General features: G+C 69.9%; 18 protein-coding genes. 11 read left to right on the top strand and 7 right to left on the bottom strand.

Annotated elements, in window-relative coordinates; translation table 11 throughout:
- Window positions 1–201: 201 nt before the first annotated feature.
- The 6 genes from AC1DIW_RS17735 (at window position 202) to AC1DIW_RS17710 (ending at window position 7,095) form a co-directional block, all read left to right on the top strand.
- Window positions 202–924 (top strand): GAF and ANTAR domain-containing protein, encoded by a 723-nt coding sequence (locus tag AC1DIW_RS17735; protein ID WP_442281243.1) that lies wholly within the window; start codon window positions 202–204, stop codon window positions 922–924.
- A gap of 334 nt (window positions 925–1,258) precedes the next feature.
- Window positions 1,259–1,933, top strand: coding sequence for a Type 1 glutamine amidotransferase-like domain-containing protein (locus tag AC1DIW_RS17730; RefSeq protein ID WP_478109835.1), 675 nt, complete (start codon window positions 1,259–1,261; stop codon window positions 1,931–1,933).
- A 389-nt stretch (window positions 1,934–2,322) separates the two neighbouring features.
- Complete coding sequence (locus AC1DIW_RS17725; protein WP_478109834.1) at window positions 2,323–4,443, top strand: bifunctional lysylphosphatidylglycerol flippase/synthetase MprF; 2,121 nt, start codon at window positions 2,323–2,325, stop codon at window positions 4,441–4,443.
- A gap of 587 nt (window positions 4,444–5,030) precedes the next feature.
- The gene (locus AC1DIW_RS17720; RefSeq protein WP_478109832.1) at window positions 5,031–5,237 is read left to right on the top strand and encodes a hypothetical protein; all 207 of its coding nucleotides are present in this window, start codon (window positions 5,031–5,033) and stop codon (window positions 5,235–5,237) included.
- Window positions 5,238–5,396: 159 nt separating this feature from the next.
- On the top strand, window positions 5,397–5,771 hold the full coding sequence (locus tag AC1DIW_RS17715) for a hypothetical protein (RefSeq protein WP_478109830.1): 375 nt from the start codon (window positions 5,397–5,399) through the stop codon (window positions 5,769–5,771).
- 682 nt (window positions 5,772–6,453) lie between these two features.
- Window positions 6,454–7,095 carry a GNAT family N-acetyltransferase gene (locus AC1DIW_RS17710; protein WP_478109828.1) on the top strand — a complete coding sequence of 214 codons (642 nt, stop codon included), beginning with the start codon at window positions 6,454–6,456 and terminating at the stop codon, window positions 7,093–7,095.
- A 181-nt stretch (window positions 7,096–7,276) separates the two neighbouring features.
- On the opposite strand, the gene AC1DIW_RS17705 is transcribed toward AC1DIW_RS17710, so the two are convergent.
- From AC1DIW_RS17705 to AC1DIW_RS17695, 3 genes are all read right to left on the bottom strand, one after another.
- Entirely contained in the window at window positions 7,277–7,747 is a 471-nt protein-coding gene (locus tag AC1DIW_RS17705) for a YdeI/OmpD-associated family protein (protein WP_478109826.1), read from the bottom strand.
- A gap of 220 nt (window positions 7,748–7,967) precedes the next feature.
- Window positions 7,968–8,312 carry a YciI family protein gene (locus tag AC1DIW_RS17700; protein WP_442281348.1) on the bottom strand — a complete coding sequence of 115 codons (345 nt, stop codon included), beginning with the start codon at window positions 8,310–8,312 and terminating at the stop codon, window positions 7,968–7,970.
- Window positions 8,313–8,457: 145 nt separating this feature from the next.
- Entirely contained in the window at window positions 8,458–9,057 is a 600-nt protein-coding gene (locus AC1DIW_RS17695) for a TetR/AcrR family transcriptional regulator (protein WP_442281347.1), read from the bottom strand.
- Between the two features lie 59 nt (window positions 9,058–9,116).
- Between AC1DIW_RS17695 and AC1DIW_RS17690 the strand changes: the two genes are divergently transcribed.
- Window positions 9,117–9,890, top strand: coding sequence for a maleylpyruvate isomerase family mycothiol-dependent enzyme (locus AC1DIW_RS17690; RefSeq protein ID WP_478109824.1), 774 nt, complete (start codon window positions 9,117–9,119; stop codon window positions 9,888–9,890).
- A gap of 357 nt (window positions 9,891–10,247) precedes the next feature.
- Here the strand turns inward: AC1DIW_RS17690 and AC1DIW_RS17685 are convergent, their stop codons facing one another.
- Complete coding sequence (locus AC1DIW_RS17685; RefSeq protein ID WP_478109822.1) at window positions 10,248–11,600, bottom strand: PAS domain-containing protein; 1,353 nt, start codon at window positions 11,598–11,600, stop codon at window positions 10,248–10,250.
- Window positions 11,601–11,952: 352 nt separating this feature from the next.
- Here AC1DIW_RS17685 and AC1DIW_RS17680 point away from each other — a divergent pair, with 352 nt between their 5' ends.
- The 3 genes from AC1DIW_RS17680 (at window position 11,953) to AC1DIW_RS17670 (ending at window position 14,113) form a co-directional block, all read left to right on the top strand.
- Window positions 11,953–12,666: a hypothetical protein gene (locus AC1DIW_RS17680; RefSeq protein WP_442281344.1), complete on the top strand. Its 714-nt coding sequence runs from the start codon at window positions 11,953–11,955 to the stop codon at window positions 12,664–12,666.
- 145 nt (window positions 12,667–12,811) lie between these two features.
- Window positions 12,812–13,426: an HAD domain-containing protein gene (locus AC1DIW_RS17675; RefSeq protein ID WP_478109820.1), complete on the top strand. Its 615-nt coding sequence runs from the start codon at window positions 12,812–12,814 to the stop codon at window positions 13,424–13,426.
- A gap of 537 nt (window positions 13,427–13,963) precedes the next feature.
- Complete coding sequence (locus AC1DIW_RS17670) at window positions 13,964–14,113, top strand: hypothetical protein (protein WP_478109818.1); 150 nt, start codon at window positions 13,964–13,966, stop codon at window positions 14,111–14,113.
- A 146-nt stretch (window positions 14,114–14,259) separates the two neighbouring features.
- Here the strand turns inward: AC1DIW_RS17670 and AC1DIW_RS17665 are convergent, their stop codons facing one another.
- Window positions 14,260–14,628 carry a hypothetical protein gene (locus AC1DIW_RS17665; protein ID WP_442281341.1) on the bottom strand — a complete coding sequence of 123 codons (369 nt, stop codon included), beginning with the start codon at window positions 14,626–14,628 and terminating at the stop codon, window positions 14,260–14,262.
- Window positions 14,629–14,940: 312 nt separating this feature from the next.
- On the opposite strand from AC1DIW_RS17665, the gene AC1DIW_RS17660 reads away from it, so the two are divergent.
- Window positions 14,941–15,291: a hypothetical protein gene (locus AC1DIW_RS17660; RefSeq protein ID WP_478109817.1), complete on the top strand. Its 351-nt coding sequence runs from the start codon at window positions 14,941–14,943 to the stop codon at window positions 15,289–15,291.
- A 329-nt stretch (window positions 15,292–15,620) separates the two neighbouring features.
- Here the strand turns inward: AC1DIW_RS17660 and mscL are convergent, their stop codons facing one another.
- Both mscL and AC1DIW_RS17650 read right to left on the bottom strand, forming a co-directional pair.
- A complete protein-coding gene (gene mscL, locus AC1DIW_RS17655; RefSeq protein ID WP_478109815.1) occupies window positions 15,621–15,986 on the bottom strand; it encodes a large conductance mechanosensitive channel protein MscL in 366 nt (121 codons plus the stop codon).
- 139 nt (window positions 15,987–16,125) lie between these two features.
- A complete protein-coding gene (locus AC1DIW_RS17650; RefSeq protein ID WP_478109814.1) occupies window positions 16,126–16,332 on the bottom strand; it encodes a hypothetical protein in 207 nt (68 codons plus the stop codon).
- Window positions 16,333–17,036: the final 704 nt, after the last annotated feature.

Below are 17,036 nucleotides of genomic sequence, written 5' to 3'. Positions count from 1 at the left end.
CGGACGTCCTGCGCGGGCGCACGTGTGGTGGGCACGGGCCGCGACGGACCCAGGAGCCCCCATACGGAGGGGTGTTGTCGGTGTGCCGTCGCTTGTACGCTGTCGCTACGGCGAAGCCGGTCCATGCGCGTGGGGGTCGCATCTCACCGCACAGCCTTCAACGGGGAGGGCCGGAGCCGACCCGCTCCCGGAGGTTCCCCAATGACCGAGGTTCGCCCCTTCCACACCGGCTCACCACCTCAGCTCCGCAACTCGGAGCCCGTCTCTGGTCCCGAGTCCGCGGTCCCCGCCACGGCCGCGCCGGTCTTGAACCGTCTGGTGCGAGCCATCGCCCTCGTCGATGCCCGCTTCGAACACGTCAGCATCGCCCACCCCCGCCTGGACCGGGCCGGGCCGGTGGTCGCGACCAGCCTGCTCGCCGACACGATGGCTGCCGCCCAACTGTCCTGTGAGCAGGGCGGCATCGCTGAGGCGCTGCGTACCGGGCTGCCGGTCATCGTGACCGCCGCCGACCGGGCGACGCGGTTCCCACGCATGCACCCGGTAGCCGGGAACCTCGGAGTGCAGCTGCAACTGGTCGTGCCGTTGGTACACAGGACGCTCCCCGTAGGCGCCCTCAGCGTCTACACCACTGACGATACGACCGTCGACCTGTCGCTGCTGGAGCTGGCGGAGGCACTGGCGCTGCAGGCGGTCGTGGTGCTCGAGCAGGAGCAAATGGTGGGCGACCTCGAAGTCGCAGTGAGCACCCGGCAGCGGATCGGGCAGGCGTGCGGGATCCTCATGTCCCGGTTCGTCCTGTCCGACGAGGACGCGTTCGCCGCCCTGAGACACGTCTCGCAGCACCGGAACGTCAAGGTCCGCGACCTGTCGCTCGAGGTCATAGCCACCGGCACCCTGGCCGAACTGGAGGGCCATCATTGAGCCCTGCCGCACCCCCTGGCGTTCGACGAGATCACACAGGCCGCGAAGGTGCCTGCCCTTGACGGAGTGCCTGGCAGACGTGCCGGCGAGAAGTGCGCACCGATGCGGCGGGAGCTGAGGGCCGCGGTCGCCGAGCGACGGCCCGGCAGGTGACCGTCGACCTGACCTGCCGCGTGCTCGGCGGAATACGGCACACCAGCGGCGTGTGCGGACGTTGTCGGCTCAAAGCGCGCCGTGGGCTCGGGGATGGCGTCGGCGGACTGGGACAGGGTGATCAGCAACACCGCCATCCGACTACGGATGGCGGCCGCTTCTCTGTGGTTCAGTGGGCATCGTGAAATTGCTACTCACGTCCGGGGGAGTCACGAACCCGAGCATTCATGAGGCGCTCGTCGATCTGTTGGGCAAGCCGGTCGAGGAGGCAAGAGCCCTCTGCATTCCCACCGCTCAGTGGGGTCATCCGATGTGCGGGCCGGTCTCGGCGCGCGGGTTTGTCGCCGGTCTGCCGCCGTGGGGCGGGATGACCTCGATGTCCTGGAACTCCCTCGGCCTGCTCGAGCTGACCGCGCTGGCGACGATCGGCGAAGAACGCTGGGTGCCGTGGATTCGTGCGGCCGACGTCCTCCTCGTCGACGGTGGCGAGGCCACCTATCTGTGCCACTGGATGAAGGAGTCCGGGCTCGCGGCCCTCCTGCCGTCGCTGTCCGACACGGTCTGGGTGGGCGTGAGCGCCGGCAGCATGGTGATGACGCCGCGGATCGGTGCCGACTTCGTACAGTGGCCGGGAGCCACCGACGACCGCACGCTCGGCCTCGTCGACTTCTCGATCTTTCCCCATCTTGATGTGTTCCCGGAGAACACCATGGCCCATGCCGAGAAGTGGGCTGCCGAGATCAGCGGGCCGGCATACGTCCTCGATGACCAGTCTGCGATCCGGGTGGTCGACGGGGTGGCCCAGGTAGTGTCCGAGGGGCGTTGGAGGAGCCTTCCTGAGGAGGGTCCCTACTAGAAGCAGGCGTTGCCTTGAGTTCGGGCAACACGACACCCCTTTCAACCGCCGGGGCAGGTGCCGCTTGGTTCCAAACCTCGAGCAGGGTCCGGCGACACCCGCTCGTCCGGCACGATCGACCGCGCGATCCGGGCAGGATGGGCGGGTCGCCCGCGATGGGCATGTTCAGGCGGTTGTGGTCGCCCGAAGCGGCATGAGTGAAAACGCGCGGGGGGCTGGTGCCGGGACCTGCGGGAGGCTGTCCGTGGACGTCATGAGCGGTGACACCAGCTCGGGGCTTGGGCCGCGACCCCGGTTGCAAGCGTCAACCTGCGGCACGTCAAAGGCAGGCTGACACCCCGATCCGTCGTTCCCGACCACGAGTCCGGCAACTGGTCGACGATGGTCGCATGGTCCGCATCCTGGCCGCGCTGCGGCGGCTGCCCCTGACCACGACCCTCGTCGCGCTCATCCTCGTCCTGTCGGTCCTCAGCCGCACCCTGTGGGAGCCGCTGGCGTCGCAGGCAGTGGTCCGGACCGTTGCCTACGGGCTGCCCGCCTTCGAGGACGGCGCCTGGTGGACCGTGGCGACCGGGGCGTTCTTCGCGATGCAACCGGTGCAGTACGTCCCGATCCTGCTCGGGGTCGCGGTGTTCGGCGGCTTCGCCGAATGGCGCCTCGGCACGCGCCGGGCCGCCCTCGCCCTAGTCGTGTGCCACGTCGTGGCCGTCGTCGGGACCGCCACGTTGCTCTGGCTCACGCGTGACCACGGCTACGCGTGGACGACCGCGCTGGCGCGGGTCCGCGACGCCGGCCCCTCCGCGGGCTTCCTCGGGGCGGCCGCCGCCGCCTCCGTCACCCTGACGCCACCGTGGCGCGGGCGACTCCGGGCGGTGCTCGTCACCTACGTGCTGCTCTTCGTCGTCCACATGGGCGCGCTGGCCGACCTGGAGCACGTCGTCGGCGTCGGCGCCGGCCTCCTCCTGGGCCCGCTGCTCCAGGACCGACGGCCGCGCCTCGTGCCGCGGCGCCTGACGCGCCGGGACTACCGGTTGCTCGCCTCAGGATTCTTCATCATTGCCGCGGTCGAGGCCGTCATCGCCAACTTCACGACCGAGGAGGGTCCACTCGCCGTGACGCTGTCGGCGCAGGCACAGGCGGACGACCTCGCCCACCGCAACCTCTTCGGCCCGATCGTCCTCGGTGTGCTGTGGCTCTGGCTGGCGCGCAGCCTCTACAAGGGCCGCCGGCGCGCGTGGCTCTGGGCCGTCGGTCTCCTCGCCGCCGTCATCGCGCTCCAGATCGCCAGCTTCGCGCACATGGTCGTCGTCGGCGAGCAGGGGCTCGTGGCCGCCTCCTACGACCTCGTCCTCAACACCGTTGGTCTGGCGCTGCTCTGGGCCGGCCGCCACGCCTTCCGTAACCCATCGCCCCGACGGGCGCGACGCACCATCGGTAGCCTCGTCGCCCCGGCAGACGAGGACCAGCGGGCCATGGCGACCGAACTGCTACGCCACGAGGGCACGGTCAACCGACTCGCCTGGATGACGACCTGGCCGGAGAACCGCTGGTTCTCCAGCAGGAACCGCGCCGGCTACGTCGCCTATCGGGTGCACGCAGGCGTCGCGGTCGGCCTGTGCGACCCGGTGGCGGCCCGCGAGGAGGACCGGTCGGCACTGCTCGCCGAGTTCGCCGACCAGGTGCACGCGCAGGGAATGGTTCCCTGCCTGTTCACCGTGAGCGCGGAGGCCGCTCGCCACGCACGGTCCCGGGGATGGCATGCCCTCCAGGTGGCAGAGGAAGCTGTCATCGAGCTGGCTGACCTCGACTTCGTCGGCAAGGCCTGGCAAGACGTGCGCACGGGCCTCAACCAGGCCTCCAAGCGCAACATCCGGTTCTCCCTCGGGCCACTGGGGGCCATGCCACGCGGGTTGCAGATGCAGGTCAAGGCCATCTCGTCCGAATGGGTCGAGGACATGGGCCTGCCCGAAATGGGTTTCACGCTGGGCGGGGTCGATGAGGCCCTGGATCCCGCCGTGCGGGTCGGTCTCGCCGTCGACGCCGACGCGACGGTTCACGGCGTGACGTCGTGGATGCCGATCCACGACGTGGGCGGCGGCGAGCCGGTCGGCTGGACCCTCGATGTGATGCGCCGGCTGCCCGGGGGCTTTCGCTACTCGATGGAGTTCCTCATCGCCTCCGCCTGCCTCACCTTCCGCGATGAGGGCTGCACGGCCGTCTCGCTCTCGGGCGCTCCCTTGGCGCGGAGCCGCCAGTCCGGCGGCGAGGACCTCGACCGCGGAACGCTCGACCTCTTCCTCGACCGGCTCGGCGCCACGCTGGAGCCGTACTACGGCTTCCGGTCGCTGCACGCGTTCAAGTCGAAGTTCCAGCCGGTGCACGATCCGCTCTACCTCGTCTTCCCCGACGAGGCCGCTCTCCCAAGGATCGGCCTCGCGCTGAGCCGGGCCTACCTCCCGGAGGCCGGGCTGCGCGACCTGATGGCCCTCACGCGGCCGACCCACGCGTGACCCGGGTGTTACGGGATCGGAGCCTCGTCTGCCGCCAAGGGGCTCAGGAGCCTGGTATGCCGCCGAGCGCGCCCGGAGGGCCCGCGACGCGCGGGGACGGGGTCAAGGCAACGGGATTCGTCTGTTGGACCAGGAACAACAACGGGGCACGACGGTCCTGCCTGGGCATACGGGCCGCGGATGTCTCTGGCTCGGCGTGACCGCGTCATCCGCATCGCTCCTCTCGGCGGCGACGCGGGTGGCGCGGCCGACTCGATGTTTGGACGCTCCGAGGAGCGTGGCTGCGACTCCACAGCTTCTTCCGCTACTCCCTGCGGCTCTGCCAAAACTGAGACGATGGCGTATGGATCCGCGACAGCCTTTGCGCTCTCCGGCGCCCAGCCTCGACTCGGCGGCCCGCACCGTTCTGGCCCGGACCGAGTCAGGCAAGGGGACGAGCCCGATCCGTCAGCTCGCGGGACGCGGGTCGTGGACCGGGCGCCAGCAGGTGCGCAGCGGACCTGCCACCACCGGGTTCACCGGCCGGTTGCCTGGCCAGGCCCTGCTCACCCCGGCCGTGCTGACCGCAACGCAGCTGCGGCTGCACGATGCCCACCCGGCTGACGAGCGCTGTCGCCGACATGCATCCGGCGCGGGAGCACGCTTCCGTCGTCCGGTCGTTCGTGCGCGGCGAGGACTCCGAGCGCAGCGACATCGACTCGTCCCTGCCCAAGCTCGATGGGTACGACGAGGTCGCGGGCGGGGGGACGCCGGCACGCCGGCACTCGAGGACCGGTGCCCACCCGGCCCGGTAACCGGTTGCAGGGGCTCGTCTTCGACCACAGCAAGCTCGTTGATGTGGCCCCATCCGGCGAACCGAACCTTCCACACCCTCGTGCGGAGGCCGTGAGCGTCGTGCTGGCACGGGTGCACAGGTGATGGCTCCAGCGAGGCCGACGACCCGGCCCTCGGACATGGTCTGGGCCCGATCCCGGCGCCAGGTCGCGGAGAGGTACCTCGAGGGGGCCGACCTCGTCGATGCCGAGGACGGCGCCGCCAAGGACGTGTGCCTCGGCCTGCTCACCCTCGCCGGGATCGCGGCCGGGGACGCCATCTGCGCCGCTGCGCTCGGCGCGCACTACGTGGGAGCGGACCACGCGGGCGCGGCGACGCTGCTCGCACGGGTAAACGACCATCTGGGCGCGCAGCTCAAGACGCTGGTCGACCTCGAGCCCGGGGCGCACGAGGGCAACGCGGCGCTCCGCGGCCGCCGCCGCGGCCGCCACCGGGGCACGGCCCGGCGGGCCGCCCACGAGCTGGTCGCGCAGGCCCGCGCACGGACCCTCTGACCCGCTGTGTCCGGTGGGCGCCCGCCTTCCCCGGCGCGGGGTCCCGCCCCAGCCGCCATCTGTCGTCAGGAGCCACCGTGCCGGGCCAGCCGTGGCAGGGTTGCACGACCGGGAACCCCAGTGAACGCGCTGCGTTTTGGGGTGCCCGCCGCCCCTCTCGCTAGCCTGCAAAGACGCCATCGCCTGGAGCCACCACCCCTAGGTCACGCTTCGGGCGGTGGTGCTGCGACGTGGGTGACCGGCGTGCGCAGCTCGCTGGCGATGTTGCGGGGTCGGTGAGGTTCCGGCTGGGCTTTGCGCGTTCGGGCGCGGGCGTCCCTGCGGCCCTTTTACGCTGGGTGTACCCCACCGTCTGGGCCTCCCGTAAGGACACAGGCGGTGGCGGTCGCCGACGGCCCCCCGCTGGGGGGTCGTTGAATGTGCACATGTCGGGGCACCTGGGACCGGGTAGGCGCGGAGATCACGCACGGGGAGCACGCGCGGAGGCAGACTCCCGGACGTGTGTGTCGAGCTCGGCCCCCAGGTGTGTGGAACGCTCGGCGGCATGACGCGTGACGAACTGCTGGACGTGTACGACCGTGAGGTTCGAGCCTCCTTCCCACGTCGTCTCCCTGCCGGCTGGGTCAGTGAGCAGGACGGTCCGTTGACACGCTGCCTGACCCCCCACGGCAGGGGGTTCTCCATGCTGACCGCCGATGCGTCGGGATTGACCGCGGCGCAGCTGCAAGGGCTGGTCTCGCGAACGTTCGGCTTCTACCATGAGCACGGACGAGGGTTCGAGTGGAAGACCTTCGACCACGACCGGCGCGACCTGCGGCCCCTGCTGGTCCAGCACGGCGCCCGGCCGGAGGCTGCCGAGGCCCTGGTCCTCGGCGAGGCGGCCGCGCTAGCGGGGGACGCGGAGTTGCCAGCGGGGCTGACCGTCCGGGCCGTCACCTCCCGCACCGACCTTGACCGGGTGGCGGCCCTCGAGAGCCACGTGTGGGCCCAGGACTGGTCCTGGCTGGCCGATGACCTGCACGCCCGGCTCACGGGCCCGGCACCGGTTGAGGTCCTCCTCGTCGAAGACCAGGGCGTGGCCGTCAGCGCGGCCTGGCTGGTGCCACTGGGCGGGACCCAGGTGGCCGGCCTGTGGGGCGGGAGCACCCTGCCCGCCTACCGAGGACGCGGGATCTACCGGGCCTTGGTCTCCCGACGTGCCCACCTCGCCCTCGAACGCGGCTACTCGACTCTGCAGGTCGACGCCTCCGAGGACAGTCGGCCCATCCTCGAACGGCTCGGCCTGCACACCGTGGGACGAACCGTCCCCTACGCGACAGCCTGAGCCCGGACGCAGGAGTCACGCCGAGCACGCGGTGGCACCGCTCCTCTGCGAAAACCCTCGACACCCTCGAGAGAAGCCCTCATCCCCGTCCCGGGCGCCGGCGGGTTCGTGACAGGGCGCGGAGCGTCGCGTGCCTGCGGCTGGGGGAGCCGGGCCAGGCCGGGTCGAGCTCCCCGAGTGGTCACCGCTGCCTGCCTGCCACGAACAGAGCGACCGCCTTGTCGATACGTCGTTGCCGGGTCTCCGGGGATTTGGCGGCGTTGATGGTGTCCACGTGGTACCGCTGCAGACTGTTGGACAGCCCGTCGAAGAACTCGCGAGCCGCAACGCTGTGCTCCATGGCGGCCGCGAAGTCAGCTGGCACGTCCACCTCTCGCGGTGAGTCCGCGACCTTCAGCGTCACCGCAATGGGGTCGCCGCCCTTCAACCCGGTGGCGGCGCGGACCGCGGCACTGACCCCGATCAGGTGTCGACCCCCCATGACGGCCACGGTGCTGCGGTACTCGTAGCCGTTCACGGTCACGAGCACCGGCGGGCGTTGCCCACGCCCGAGCTGCTCGATGACGTCGTGCGGCACGGGAATCCCGGTGTTGTTCCCGCTGGAGCTCAAAGTGGTCTCGAAGGTCACGGCTTCGCGCTCGTCCGGCATCATCGCTCTCCTGTCGGCTTGGATCGTCAGCCCGAACTGTTGCACGCGAGCCGGCCCCCGTGCCGCAGACCGGTTGAGCGACGGCACAGGCCCACAAGTGGAGTCACTCGAGTCAGTGGCGTGTCGCTTCCCGGATACGGTGCTGCAACCGGTCCAGACCGGAACGGATGAGCGCCCCGTACCCGTTGATCGGGAGGCCGGCGCCGCACCAGTTCTCTTGACGCTACGTCGCAACTCCGAAGCGTCGCACCTCCTGGGGCCAACCGCAGGCTACCGCGATCTTGCCTGCCCACAGCCGCGCTTCCTCGGCGTCGGCGACATCGACGACGGCGATGCCGCCGAGGTGCTCCTTGGTCTCGGCGAACGGACCATCGGTGAACAACGGCGTGCCACTCGAGGCATCGACGTTGAAGGCGGGGGAATCGTCCAGGCCACCGGTGAAGAGGAGGACTCCGGCATCCTTCATCTCTGACCGCAACGCCTTGACAGCCTCGAACCTCTCGGCCATCTCCTCTGCGGTGTAGTCGGGCACCCACTCGTCGTTGAACGCGATGAGGAACTCAGTCACCTCTACTCCTTCCCTGGAGGTGGACCCTCCGTCCGCCTTTACGTCACCACGAACGGCGACAGCCCCGTTCGACAGGCACTGGACAAGAGCCTATGTGCATGGGACGTTTCCGGCACGAGCCCTCTGCGGCATGAGCGAGCGTCTCCTATCCCTCCGGGCTAGGTGCGAGTCCCGCCAGCAGAATGTCGACGGTCCGGTCGAGGACGTCTGCCCAGCGGCTGCCGCCAGGGTCGTTGCTGACCTGTTGCGTCGCCAGACCCGTGAGCATCGCCGTCCAGATGTCGAGGGCCGCCGGGTCGACGATGCCCACGGCGCGCAGCGCCTTTGACAGTTCCGCGAGCACCTCACTCGCCAGTGCGTAGGACGTGGCCGACGGGACGAACGCCGGAATCACCCGCAGGAACAGCAACTGCAACCGTGCGGAGTCGGCGACCGCGAACTCGAAGAAGATGCGCGCCCCGGCGCGCACCCGGTCCTCCTCGGGCAGTTCTGCCGTCAGCAGAGACTGGTACGCCGCACGCAGCTCGCGGTAGCCCTGGGCGTACATCTCGTCGTAGAGCGCGCCCTTGCTCGCGAAGTACACGTACAGCGACGGCGCCCGCATCCCCACCCGCGCCCCCAGGTCGCGCAGTCCCCAGCCGGTGAGGCCGCGTTCGCGCGACAGCTGCCAGGCCGCGTCGACGATGACTCGCCGGGTCCGCTCGCGCCGCTGGTCTCGGCTGAGAGTGGGGGGCTGGGGCTGCACCCTTGACACGGTACAGGCGCAGCGCGACTCTTGCCTAACAGCGTTAGGTAGGGAGTGGGATGACCACAAGCACCAGTGAAGTCGCTCAGATCACGCCGATCGCCAAGAGCACCGATGCGGCTGAGGTCGCATTGGCTGCCTACGACCAGCTGCTCGGCTTGCTGCGCTCACTGCACGACGAGGCATGGCGGGCAGCCACGGAGTGCCCGGGCTGGTCGGTCGCCGACATGGTGGGGCATCTGATCGGGGCCGCGGAGGCCAACGCCTCCCTGCGGCAGAACCTGCGACAGCAGGCCTGGGGCGCCCGGCACCGCAGCGATCACTGCGGGAACCCGCTCGACGCGGTCAACGCCCTCCAGGTCAGCGAGCACCTCTCCCTGTCCCCTGCCGAGCGGGTAAGCATGCTGGCTTCACTCGCGCCGCGGGCGGTTGCCGGCCGGATGCGGCTCCCGCGGCTACTGCGCCGGGTCAGCGTCCCCATCGCCCAGTCGGGCTCGTCTGCCGGGATGCCGCCGCGGCTTCGGCTCGGGCATCTCGTCGATGTCGTCTACACCCGGGACGTGTGGATGCACACCCTCGACATCGCGCGCGCCACCGGCGACGAGGTCGACCTGTCCGCGCCAGTGAACGCCCGGATCGTCGCCGACGTCGTCCGGGAGTGGGCGCCCCTGCATGGGCAGCCGGTGGACCTGACTCTGACCGGTCCCTGCGGCGGCCGTTTCGTCAGCGGCGCCCGGGCAGAGCGACTCGAGCTCGACGCCGTCGAGTTCTGTCGTGCCCTCTCCGGCCGCACGCCCGGCCCGGGCTTGCTGCGTCACCTGGTCATCTTCTGAACCAACCACTGGGCCAAGGTGCGTGAGGCCGCGACCGGCACCGGTGACCTGGCCGCAAGCTGAGCCGGACATGCTCGAACCCCGCGGGCGGCTCGCCGACCCGAGTTCGCCTGCCACCCCCGCCGACTCGCGACATTGACGCAAGGCCGCGGCCGGTGGGTCGCTACAGGATGGGCGGTTACCCCGCCGGCGAAGCAGACGCCGGCGTTGCCGCCACCCCGGCGTTGCCGCCACCCCGGCGTTGTCGCCACCCCGGCGTCTCAAAGCTCCCGGTGAAGCTTTGAGCAGGAGAGTCGGTTGCGACGGGAGAAAATGGCACCGGTCGACACCGGCCCAAGTCAGAGGTCGGAAGGTGAGCTAGGAGAGTTGCGTCAACCCGTCCAGGGCCATCTGCAGGTACGTCCTGGACTCCTCGACGCGAGCCGGCATGTCGCCCCCGGCACGGGCTGCCGTGTCGAGAAGCATCGCTGCGGCAAACAGCTCCTGGAGGATGGACTGGTGAAGGCGGTCCTCGATGGCCTGCCGCTCCTGCAGGGCTGCGTATGCCGACCGAGCCGCGATCAGCTCCTCGCCAGCCTTCATGGCGTCGGTGATGTCGGAGGCGTACGCGAAGGCGCCGATGACCTCACCGTCCGCGATTCGCGGCACGTAGCGGACGTGGAAGTGGTGCTCCTGCCCGTCCGGGCTGATCTGGCGACGGTGGAAGGACTGGGTCCTGCCGTGCAGGACGTCCTCGGCGTGCGCCTCGTGAACCCGGAGAAAGTCCTCGCTGACTATCTGCTCCAGGCGCCGGCCCGTCGCTCTCGTGTGGCCCCACTTGGCCAAGACCGCCTCAGCGGCTCGGTTGGCGTAGCGGAGCGATCGTGTTCGGTCCCATACGGTGATGACGACCGGCAGCTGATCCAACAGGGCGAAGACCTCGGCCTCGAGGCGCGCTGTCCGGTGAACGAAGCTCGGTGGGAAGCATGCCTGCGCCGACGAGGCGGCGGCCAACAGCCCCCCGTCCGAGTTTCGCCGATCGACGGACAAGGGAGAGGTCGACACCGTGCTCGGCGCCGTGGTCGGCACCGTATTCGAGACCGTGCCGTCCTCTGAGGCCGGGGGCGACGCCCGGGTGCCCTGACGGAGCCGGCGGGTGCAGTTGCGCAGCTCTTCAGCCAGCCGGTGGAGGTGGGCCTCCGGCTGGTCATCGGGGATGGGCGGCTGCAGCTGGTCCAAGGTCCGGCGGAGCCTGGCCAGCACCTCGCTGCCGGCGGTCACCATGAGTCGGTGCCGCTCGGTGAGCCGGGCAACCTGGAGGCTGTCGCGGAAGATCTGGGCCTGCGTGTTGAGTTCCTCGGTGATGTCGACGAGCACGATCGCGACGCCGATGACCACCTCGTCGATGCAGACCGGGGTGTAGGTGGTGCGGTACTGCCGCAGCTCGCCCTCGCCGTCGAAGAGCGCTCGTTCCTGCTCGGATCCCTCACCCTTCAGGGCGTTCAGGAACCGGGAGCGCATCAGCGTCGCGGCATGGGTCCCGAGAACGTCCACGAGCGGAACTTCCCGCAGTCCTTCGGCCGAACGCCCGAACGCCGCCGCGGCAGCCGCATTCGCAAAGACACACCGCTCGCCGCGATCCCAGAACGCGACCAGCTCGGGGAGGCTGTCCAGAACCGCTACCAAGCTCGAGCCGTCCAGCCCATCGAACGAACCGACCTGCTTCTCCATGGCGCCTCCACTGCCCTTGACGACGTCCCGCGGGGCGGACAACGTCCGACGCCCGAGTCCAACCCGATCCTCGCATGACCCGAACCAGGAGAAAGGCCCTTCAGAAGTAGCTGGCGGAGGAGGCGCGCGAGAGCCGGCTTGCACGGCCAGCCGGGCTCCCGCTGCCCCGACGATCGCCGAACGGAGCCGGGCATTCTTCTCAAAACGACTTCGCGGCAGTCGGGCGCCTTGTACGGTCCGCGTGAACCCCGGCGCCGATTCCCTCACCGCGCCGCGGGGGTCCGGCTGATCGTTCAGACAGTCGGGACACCGTCGACGTCATCGCTGACGTCGCACCTGCTGGGAGTCATTCTTGAACAAGGTCCGAATCGCCGCGTCGTTCGCCGCGTCCGCCGCACTGCTCGCCGCCATGTCCGGTACGGCCAGCGCCGCCACCGGGGGCAACCCGGCCTCCGCGGTCCCCGCCGGCTGCTCCTTCTCACGGGGCATCACCACGTGCACGACGACGACGAGCACGCCGGGAACCCCGATCGTCACCGTCACACCCGCTCCCGCGACGTTCACGTCGACATCCGGACCCGCCTACGACCTCGAGTACGCAGTGAACATCGCCGGCGCCTGCACCCCGGGGGCGCCAGTCCTGACTGCCTGGGAAACGACCACGACAACACCCTCGAGCGTGACCACGACGACGACCGCGCACCACGGCGCTCCCGGCAGCCACGGCGAGGAGCTCCCGACCCAGGCCAGCACCGTCTCCGGGCCCACGACCACGACGACCAGCACCACGCAGCCCGCATCGCCCGGCACCATCACCCTCGCCGGCAGCACCGCGACCGCGGTCTTCACCGGGCTGCGGCCCAACGCCCCGTACGGCGTCGGCGTCCGTTGCGGCGGGCACGCTGTCGCCTTCTGGACTGACGGGACCGGAGCGGCCACCGCCACCCTTGACCTCAGCCCGTTCGCCGGCCAGCAGATCCAGCTCGAGATGTTCGCCGAGCCGAACGACTACTTCGGTCCCGACTACGCCGTGATCGCCCCGCTCACCCCGGTCGCCCCTGACTGACCCGTAGACGGGAGCACGGGCGCACGCCGACGAAGGTCGCGTACGCCGCAGCGCGGCGGGCCACGGTGAGGGGGCGCCGCGCAGCGGCTCGTCGTCCAGGAACCTCAGCGCTGGGGCGGCGGCGGACTGGAGAGCCAGGACGGCGATGTCCTTGTCGACCTCCCGCCCGGACGCCCGCGGACAGCGTGCCCCAAGACGACCGGCAGGTCGCTGGTACGCCGTCGCCCGCGCCGTTGCGGGCTGCGACACTCAAAAGGTGACCCATGCGCTCGTGGTTGATGTCGACGGGGTGGTCTCACCGATCGGCGGCCACACGGCCTGGGGCGATGACGTCGTCGCGGGCGACGTCTTCGGTCCGGTCTACACCTCTCCGACAATGTGCGCGCGGCTGGACCGGCTCGCGGCTCAACCCGGCGTGACGTGCTGGTGGTTGACGAGCTGGTCAAAGCAGATGCGGACCGCCGTAGTGCCCTTCCCGGGCCGGTCATGGGTGGACATCGGAACTGCTGAGGAGCCACTGCCCCCATCTCGGTGGTGGAAACTGCAGGCGCTGCAGCAGTGGCTGGGGAGCCACGACGAGGTCAGGTCTCTCGCATGGTGCGAAGACCACCTCAGCCCGTCGCGTACCGAGGTGACGAAGCGCTGGCTCACGCACCGAGGGGTCGAGTCCCTGCTCATCGCTCCGGACACGAGCGTCGGCTTGACCCCGCACGACCTCGCCGACCTCGAAACCTGGGGCGGCCGAGCCCGCACCCCGTAGCCGCAGACTGGCTGACGCGACAGCCGCATCTGGCGACTCGTGTCGGTAACCGCCGTCGCTGAGCAGCTGAGCTTCACCCGGACTGCCGGCCGAGCACAGGGGGGCATGGCTGAATCCCTCGCTGCAAGGGTCGCTGTAACCCTCGCTGAAACGAGGCCCTGTGGGGTCGGCCAACGGGGACGGGTTACTGGACCCGGGCGGCGGTCTCGCGCATGGCTGCCGCCAGCAGCACGTCACGCACCATCAGCGGCAAATGAGTGCGTGCGGAACTAGGACATCCTGACCGCAAGGAAGTGGCCCAGCCGGCTGCGGACCGCGCGGTCGCGGGCGGTTGCGGGCGGCCCGAGGGGAAGTGCGTCCGCTCCTGTCGCGGGCCGCGCGCACGACCCGCGCACGCGCCCGAACTCGCCGTCCTTGGCGAGGACCCGACCCGGCAAGAGGACACCGACCCGTTCACCGGCGTCCCTTCCCTGACACCGGGGGAAACACGCACGAACCGGTGGGCGGCGCCACTTCACTCCGTACGAGTGGGCAGGGATGGTGGCGACCTTCAGCGACCACCAACAACTCGGCCCCGCGCGCCTGGCCACGTTGCAGCACGCGGTGCGCCGCATCGTCCAGCCGCATGGCGGCACGGTCGAGGCCCACTGCGGCACCTACATGTGGTCCGCGCACAAGGTGGCCTGACCATGGGACGCCTCGGCGCCCAAAGGCCAACACGTGCGGGAGGCCCAGGCCCCAACGCACGCGCGCCGTTGGTGCCCGCTCGCCGTGCCGCCGCCTAGCGTCAGCGCTTCCGTTAGCCCCACCCGAGGCGTGTTCGGGCGGTTCGTCTATGCGGCCGGCTCCTCGGTTCGGCCCTGCAACCCGTCGAGGAAGGCGTCCACGGCGGCGTCTCCTCCGGCAGCGTGGAGGTGCTGGACCGCTTCCTCGACGACGGCCAGGGTCGCGCGTGCCGCGGCCTCGCTGAACACGGAAGCCTGTTGCGAGAAGGTGTGTGACAGCGCACCCGCGGGGTCGAGGCCGGCGAGCAGCTGCTCGCGGACGCCGTCGAGGGGTCGGGGCATCGGCATGCCCTCGACCATCTCGCCGATCGCGAGCTCGCGGAAGCTGCGGTCGTCAGGTCCGAGGGTGAGGTCGAGCCTCCCGATGGTTGCCGCGGTCCTGACGAGGAAGTCAGCCAGCTCGTTCGCGGTCACCATGGCACATACCTCCCAATGTGTGGCGACTCTGCCACCCTATGCCGCACGTGTACCCGCAGAGGGCGAGAACCGCCGTTTTGCGAGACGTGAGGTGCCCGGGCGGTCACGACGTGTCGGGCGGCGTCCGGCGCCGGGCCCTCGCGCCCTCCAGTCGGGGGGCGCTGGACGTCGTCGCGCGCGCACGGTACCCCGCGCCATGGCGGACCCACCGCCCTGCGCGTCGCCAAGCCCGGCACTCTCGTCCGCTTGGGAGGACGCTGGGAAAGTAAGCAACTGCCCTCCGCCACCGCGACGGCGAGGATCATGTGAGGTGTGGATACTCCTGAAGGGCTCGCGGCCTTCCACGTCAAGACCGCGGTGGCGGTGGCAAGACTCGACGAGGGTCTCGGCCCCGGCGACGAGCCCTTCCGTTCGCTCGTGATCAACGAACTTTCGACGGCCGCGCCGTCCCCCTACGACTCGGACGCGCTGCTGGACCAGCTGATTCGAGCCGACAACCCGATGAGGGCCCTGGCAGCGGCGCTCGCGGCATCGTACTCGGCGGCCGCGTCGGAGGCCTGCTCCATGATCGTCGACGAGGCAGTGGTCCATGTGTTCCGCAGCGGTGGAGAGCCTGCCGTGCAGGAGTTCCTGGCAGACCTTGAGGCCCGCGCCGAGGAGTGAGGCCCCGTGCCGGCCGGGCAGACGCCACACGTGCGTTCGGGACCTTCTGAGGCACCGGCCGAGCCGGCAGGACCCCCAAAGCCGTTCCCAGCGGGTGCTAGCACGAACGGCACTGCCGCCTCCACCTATACCGGCGGCAGTGCCCTACGCCGTCGCGATGCCGCGAATTCGCCCCTCCCGGCGCAGAGCTAGAGGGCCACCAGGGTCCCGGCGCCACTGGAGAAATCGGTAGCCATAGGCACATCCGCCCGCGCCGCGGGACGGACCGTCCCGTGCCGGTGCCGAGCCCCTGGCGGCTCGGCACCGGCGCCGGTTGACGTGGTCGCTGGTCAGCGGACCTGGAGCGAGTCGCGGATCTGGGTCAGCAGCAGGACCTCCTCCGTGGGTGCCTCAGTGACCGGCTCCGCGCCGCGGGCGCGGCGTTCGGCCAGCTTGTTCATCGGCAGCACGACCATGAAGTACACCGCCGCGGCGACGATCACGAAGCTGATGAGCACGGTGATGAAGGCGCCTACATGAACCCCGCCGGGGACCCAGTTGGAGAAGTCGGGGGTGCCCCCGAGCTTGCCGATGAGGTCCATGATGATCGTCACGAATGCCTCGATGACTTTGCCGAAGGCGATGCCGATGACGATGGCGACGGCCAGGTCGATGACGTTGCCGCGCAAGATGAACTCTTTGAAGCCTTTGAGCATGGTTCTCTCGTTCCTCTTGATAGGAGTGCGGTGCCTCGGCGTGGACACGCCGAGCGATGCGTCACCGCCGGGACATCACGGCCCCGCTTGCGGGGTGTAGGGCGGTAGCACGAAAAGGGAGAGGCCGCTCGCTCGTGGTCTACTCGGCCAGCTTCGCGATCGCCTGCGCCCAGAGGAAGTGCTTGTTCGTGCCCAGGTCCCGAACCGTCTTGATGTTGAAGGCGGCCTTGAGGTGCTCCGCGTCGCCGGCGCTCACACCCTGCAACGCATCCACCGGCGCGTCAGCCAGCTCGCTGAAAGAGACGGTCTCGTAAGCCTTGTCGACCTTGGCGGCGATATCGCCCATGATCACTCCTGAGGAGTCGGTGCCCGCCGGTGCGGCGAGCGGTATCCCAAGATGTACCACCGTTAAACCCCTCCGCACCTGGTTCGCGGTCTACCGGCTCGAACCCCTGCCCAGGGGCTCTCGCAAGGCAACAAGGGGTAGTCGTCAAACGCGCCTGGCGCACGGAAGGGCCTGGCATGGCGCCGCGGCTCCCCCGAGGAGAGCCGCGGCCTAGAAACACCGGAAAGCGCACCCGTCAGCAACACCGAAAGCGAATAGGGGTCAAGACGCTGGGGATCCACATGCGGCATGTCCGGTTACGCCACGCTCGGGTCGCCCGAGCGTGTCATCGCCGTGTCGTTCCTGTATGCCTTGCACCGGCGGCATCGTCGTCCTCCAGCAAGCAAGGGGCGGAGATGACGTCGAGCCTGGGTGGCCCGGGGGAGGCGTTACCGGCCGGCGCGAACCGCGACACGTTCCCTTCGGTCGACGTACCGGTCCCAAGTACATCTATGTCCACCCCCCGCAGACCGCTTCCGCCACGTTCGCGATGCCCAATGCTCCCGGCTTCGAGACTGCCTCGATCCGTGGCCCGTTTGTCCCTTGTCCATCCTGAGCGCCAAGGAACACACTGCGAACGTGCCCAGGCACCGCGTCTGGCATAAGGAAGGTCGCCATGTACACGCGCCACACCACGTTCCCCCTCAAGCCCGATAGCGCAAGCA

This window comes from Terrabacter sp. 01T434 (assembly GCF_056398545.1).
The sequence above is the reverse complement of the archived record's forward strand: the minus strand, read 5'-3'. Positions and strand labels throughout refer to the sequence as shown.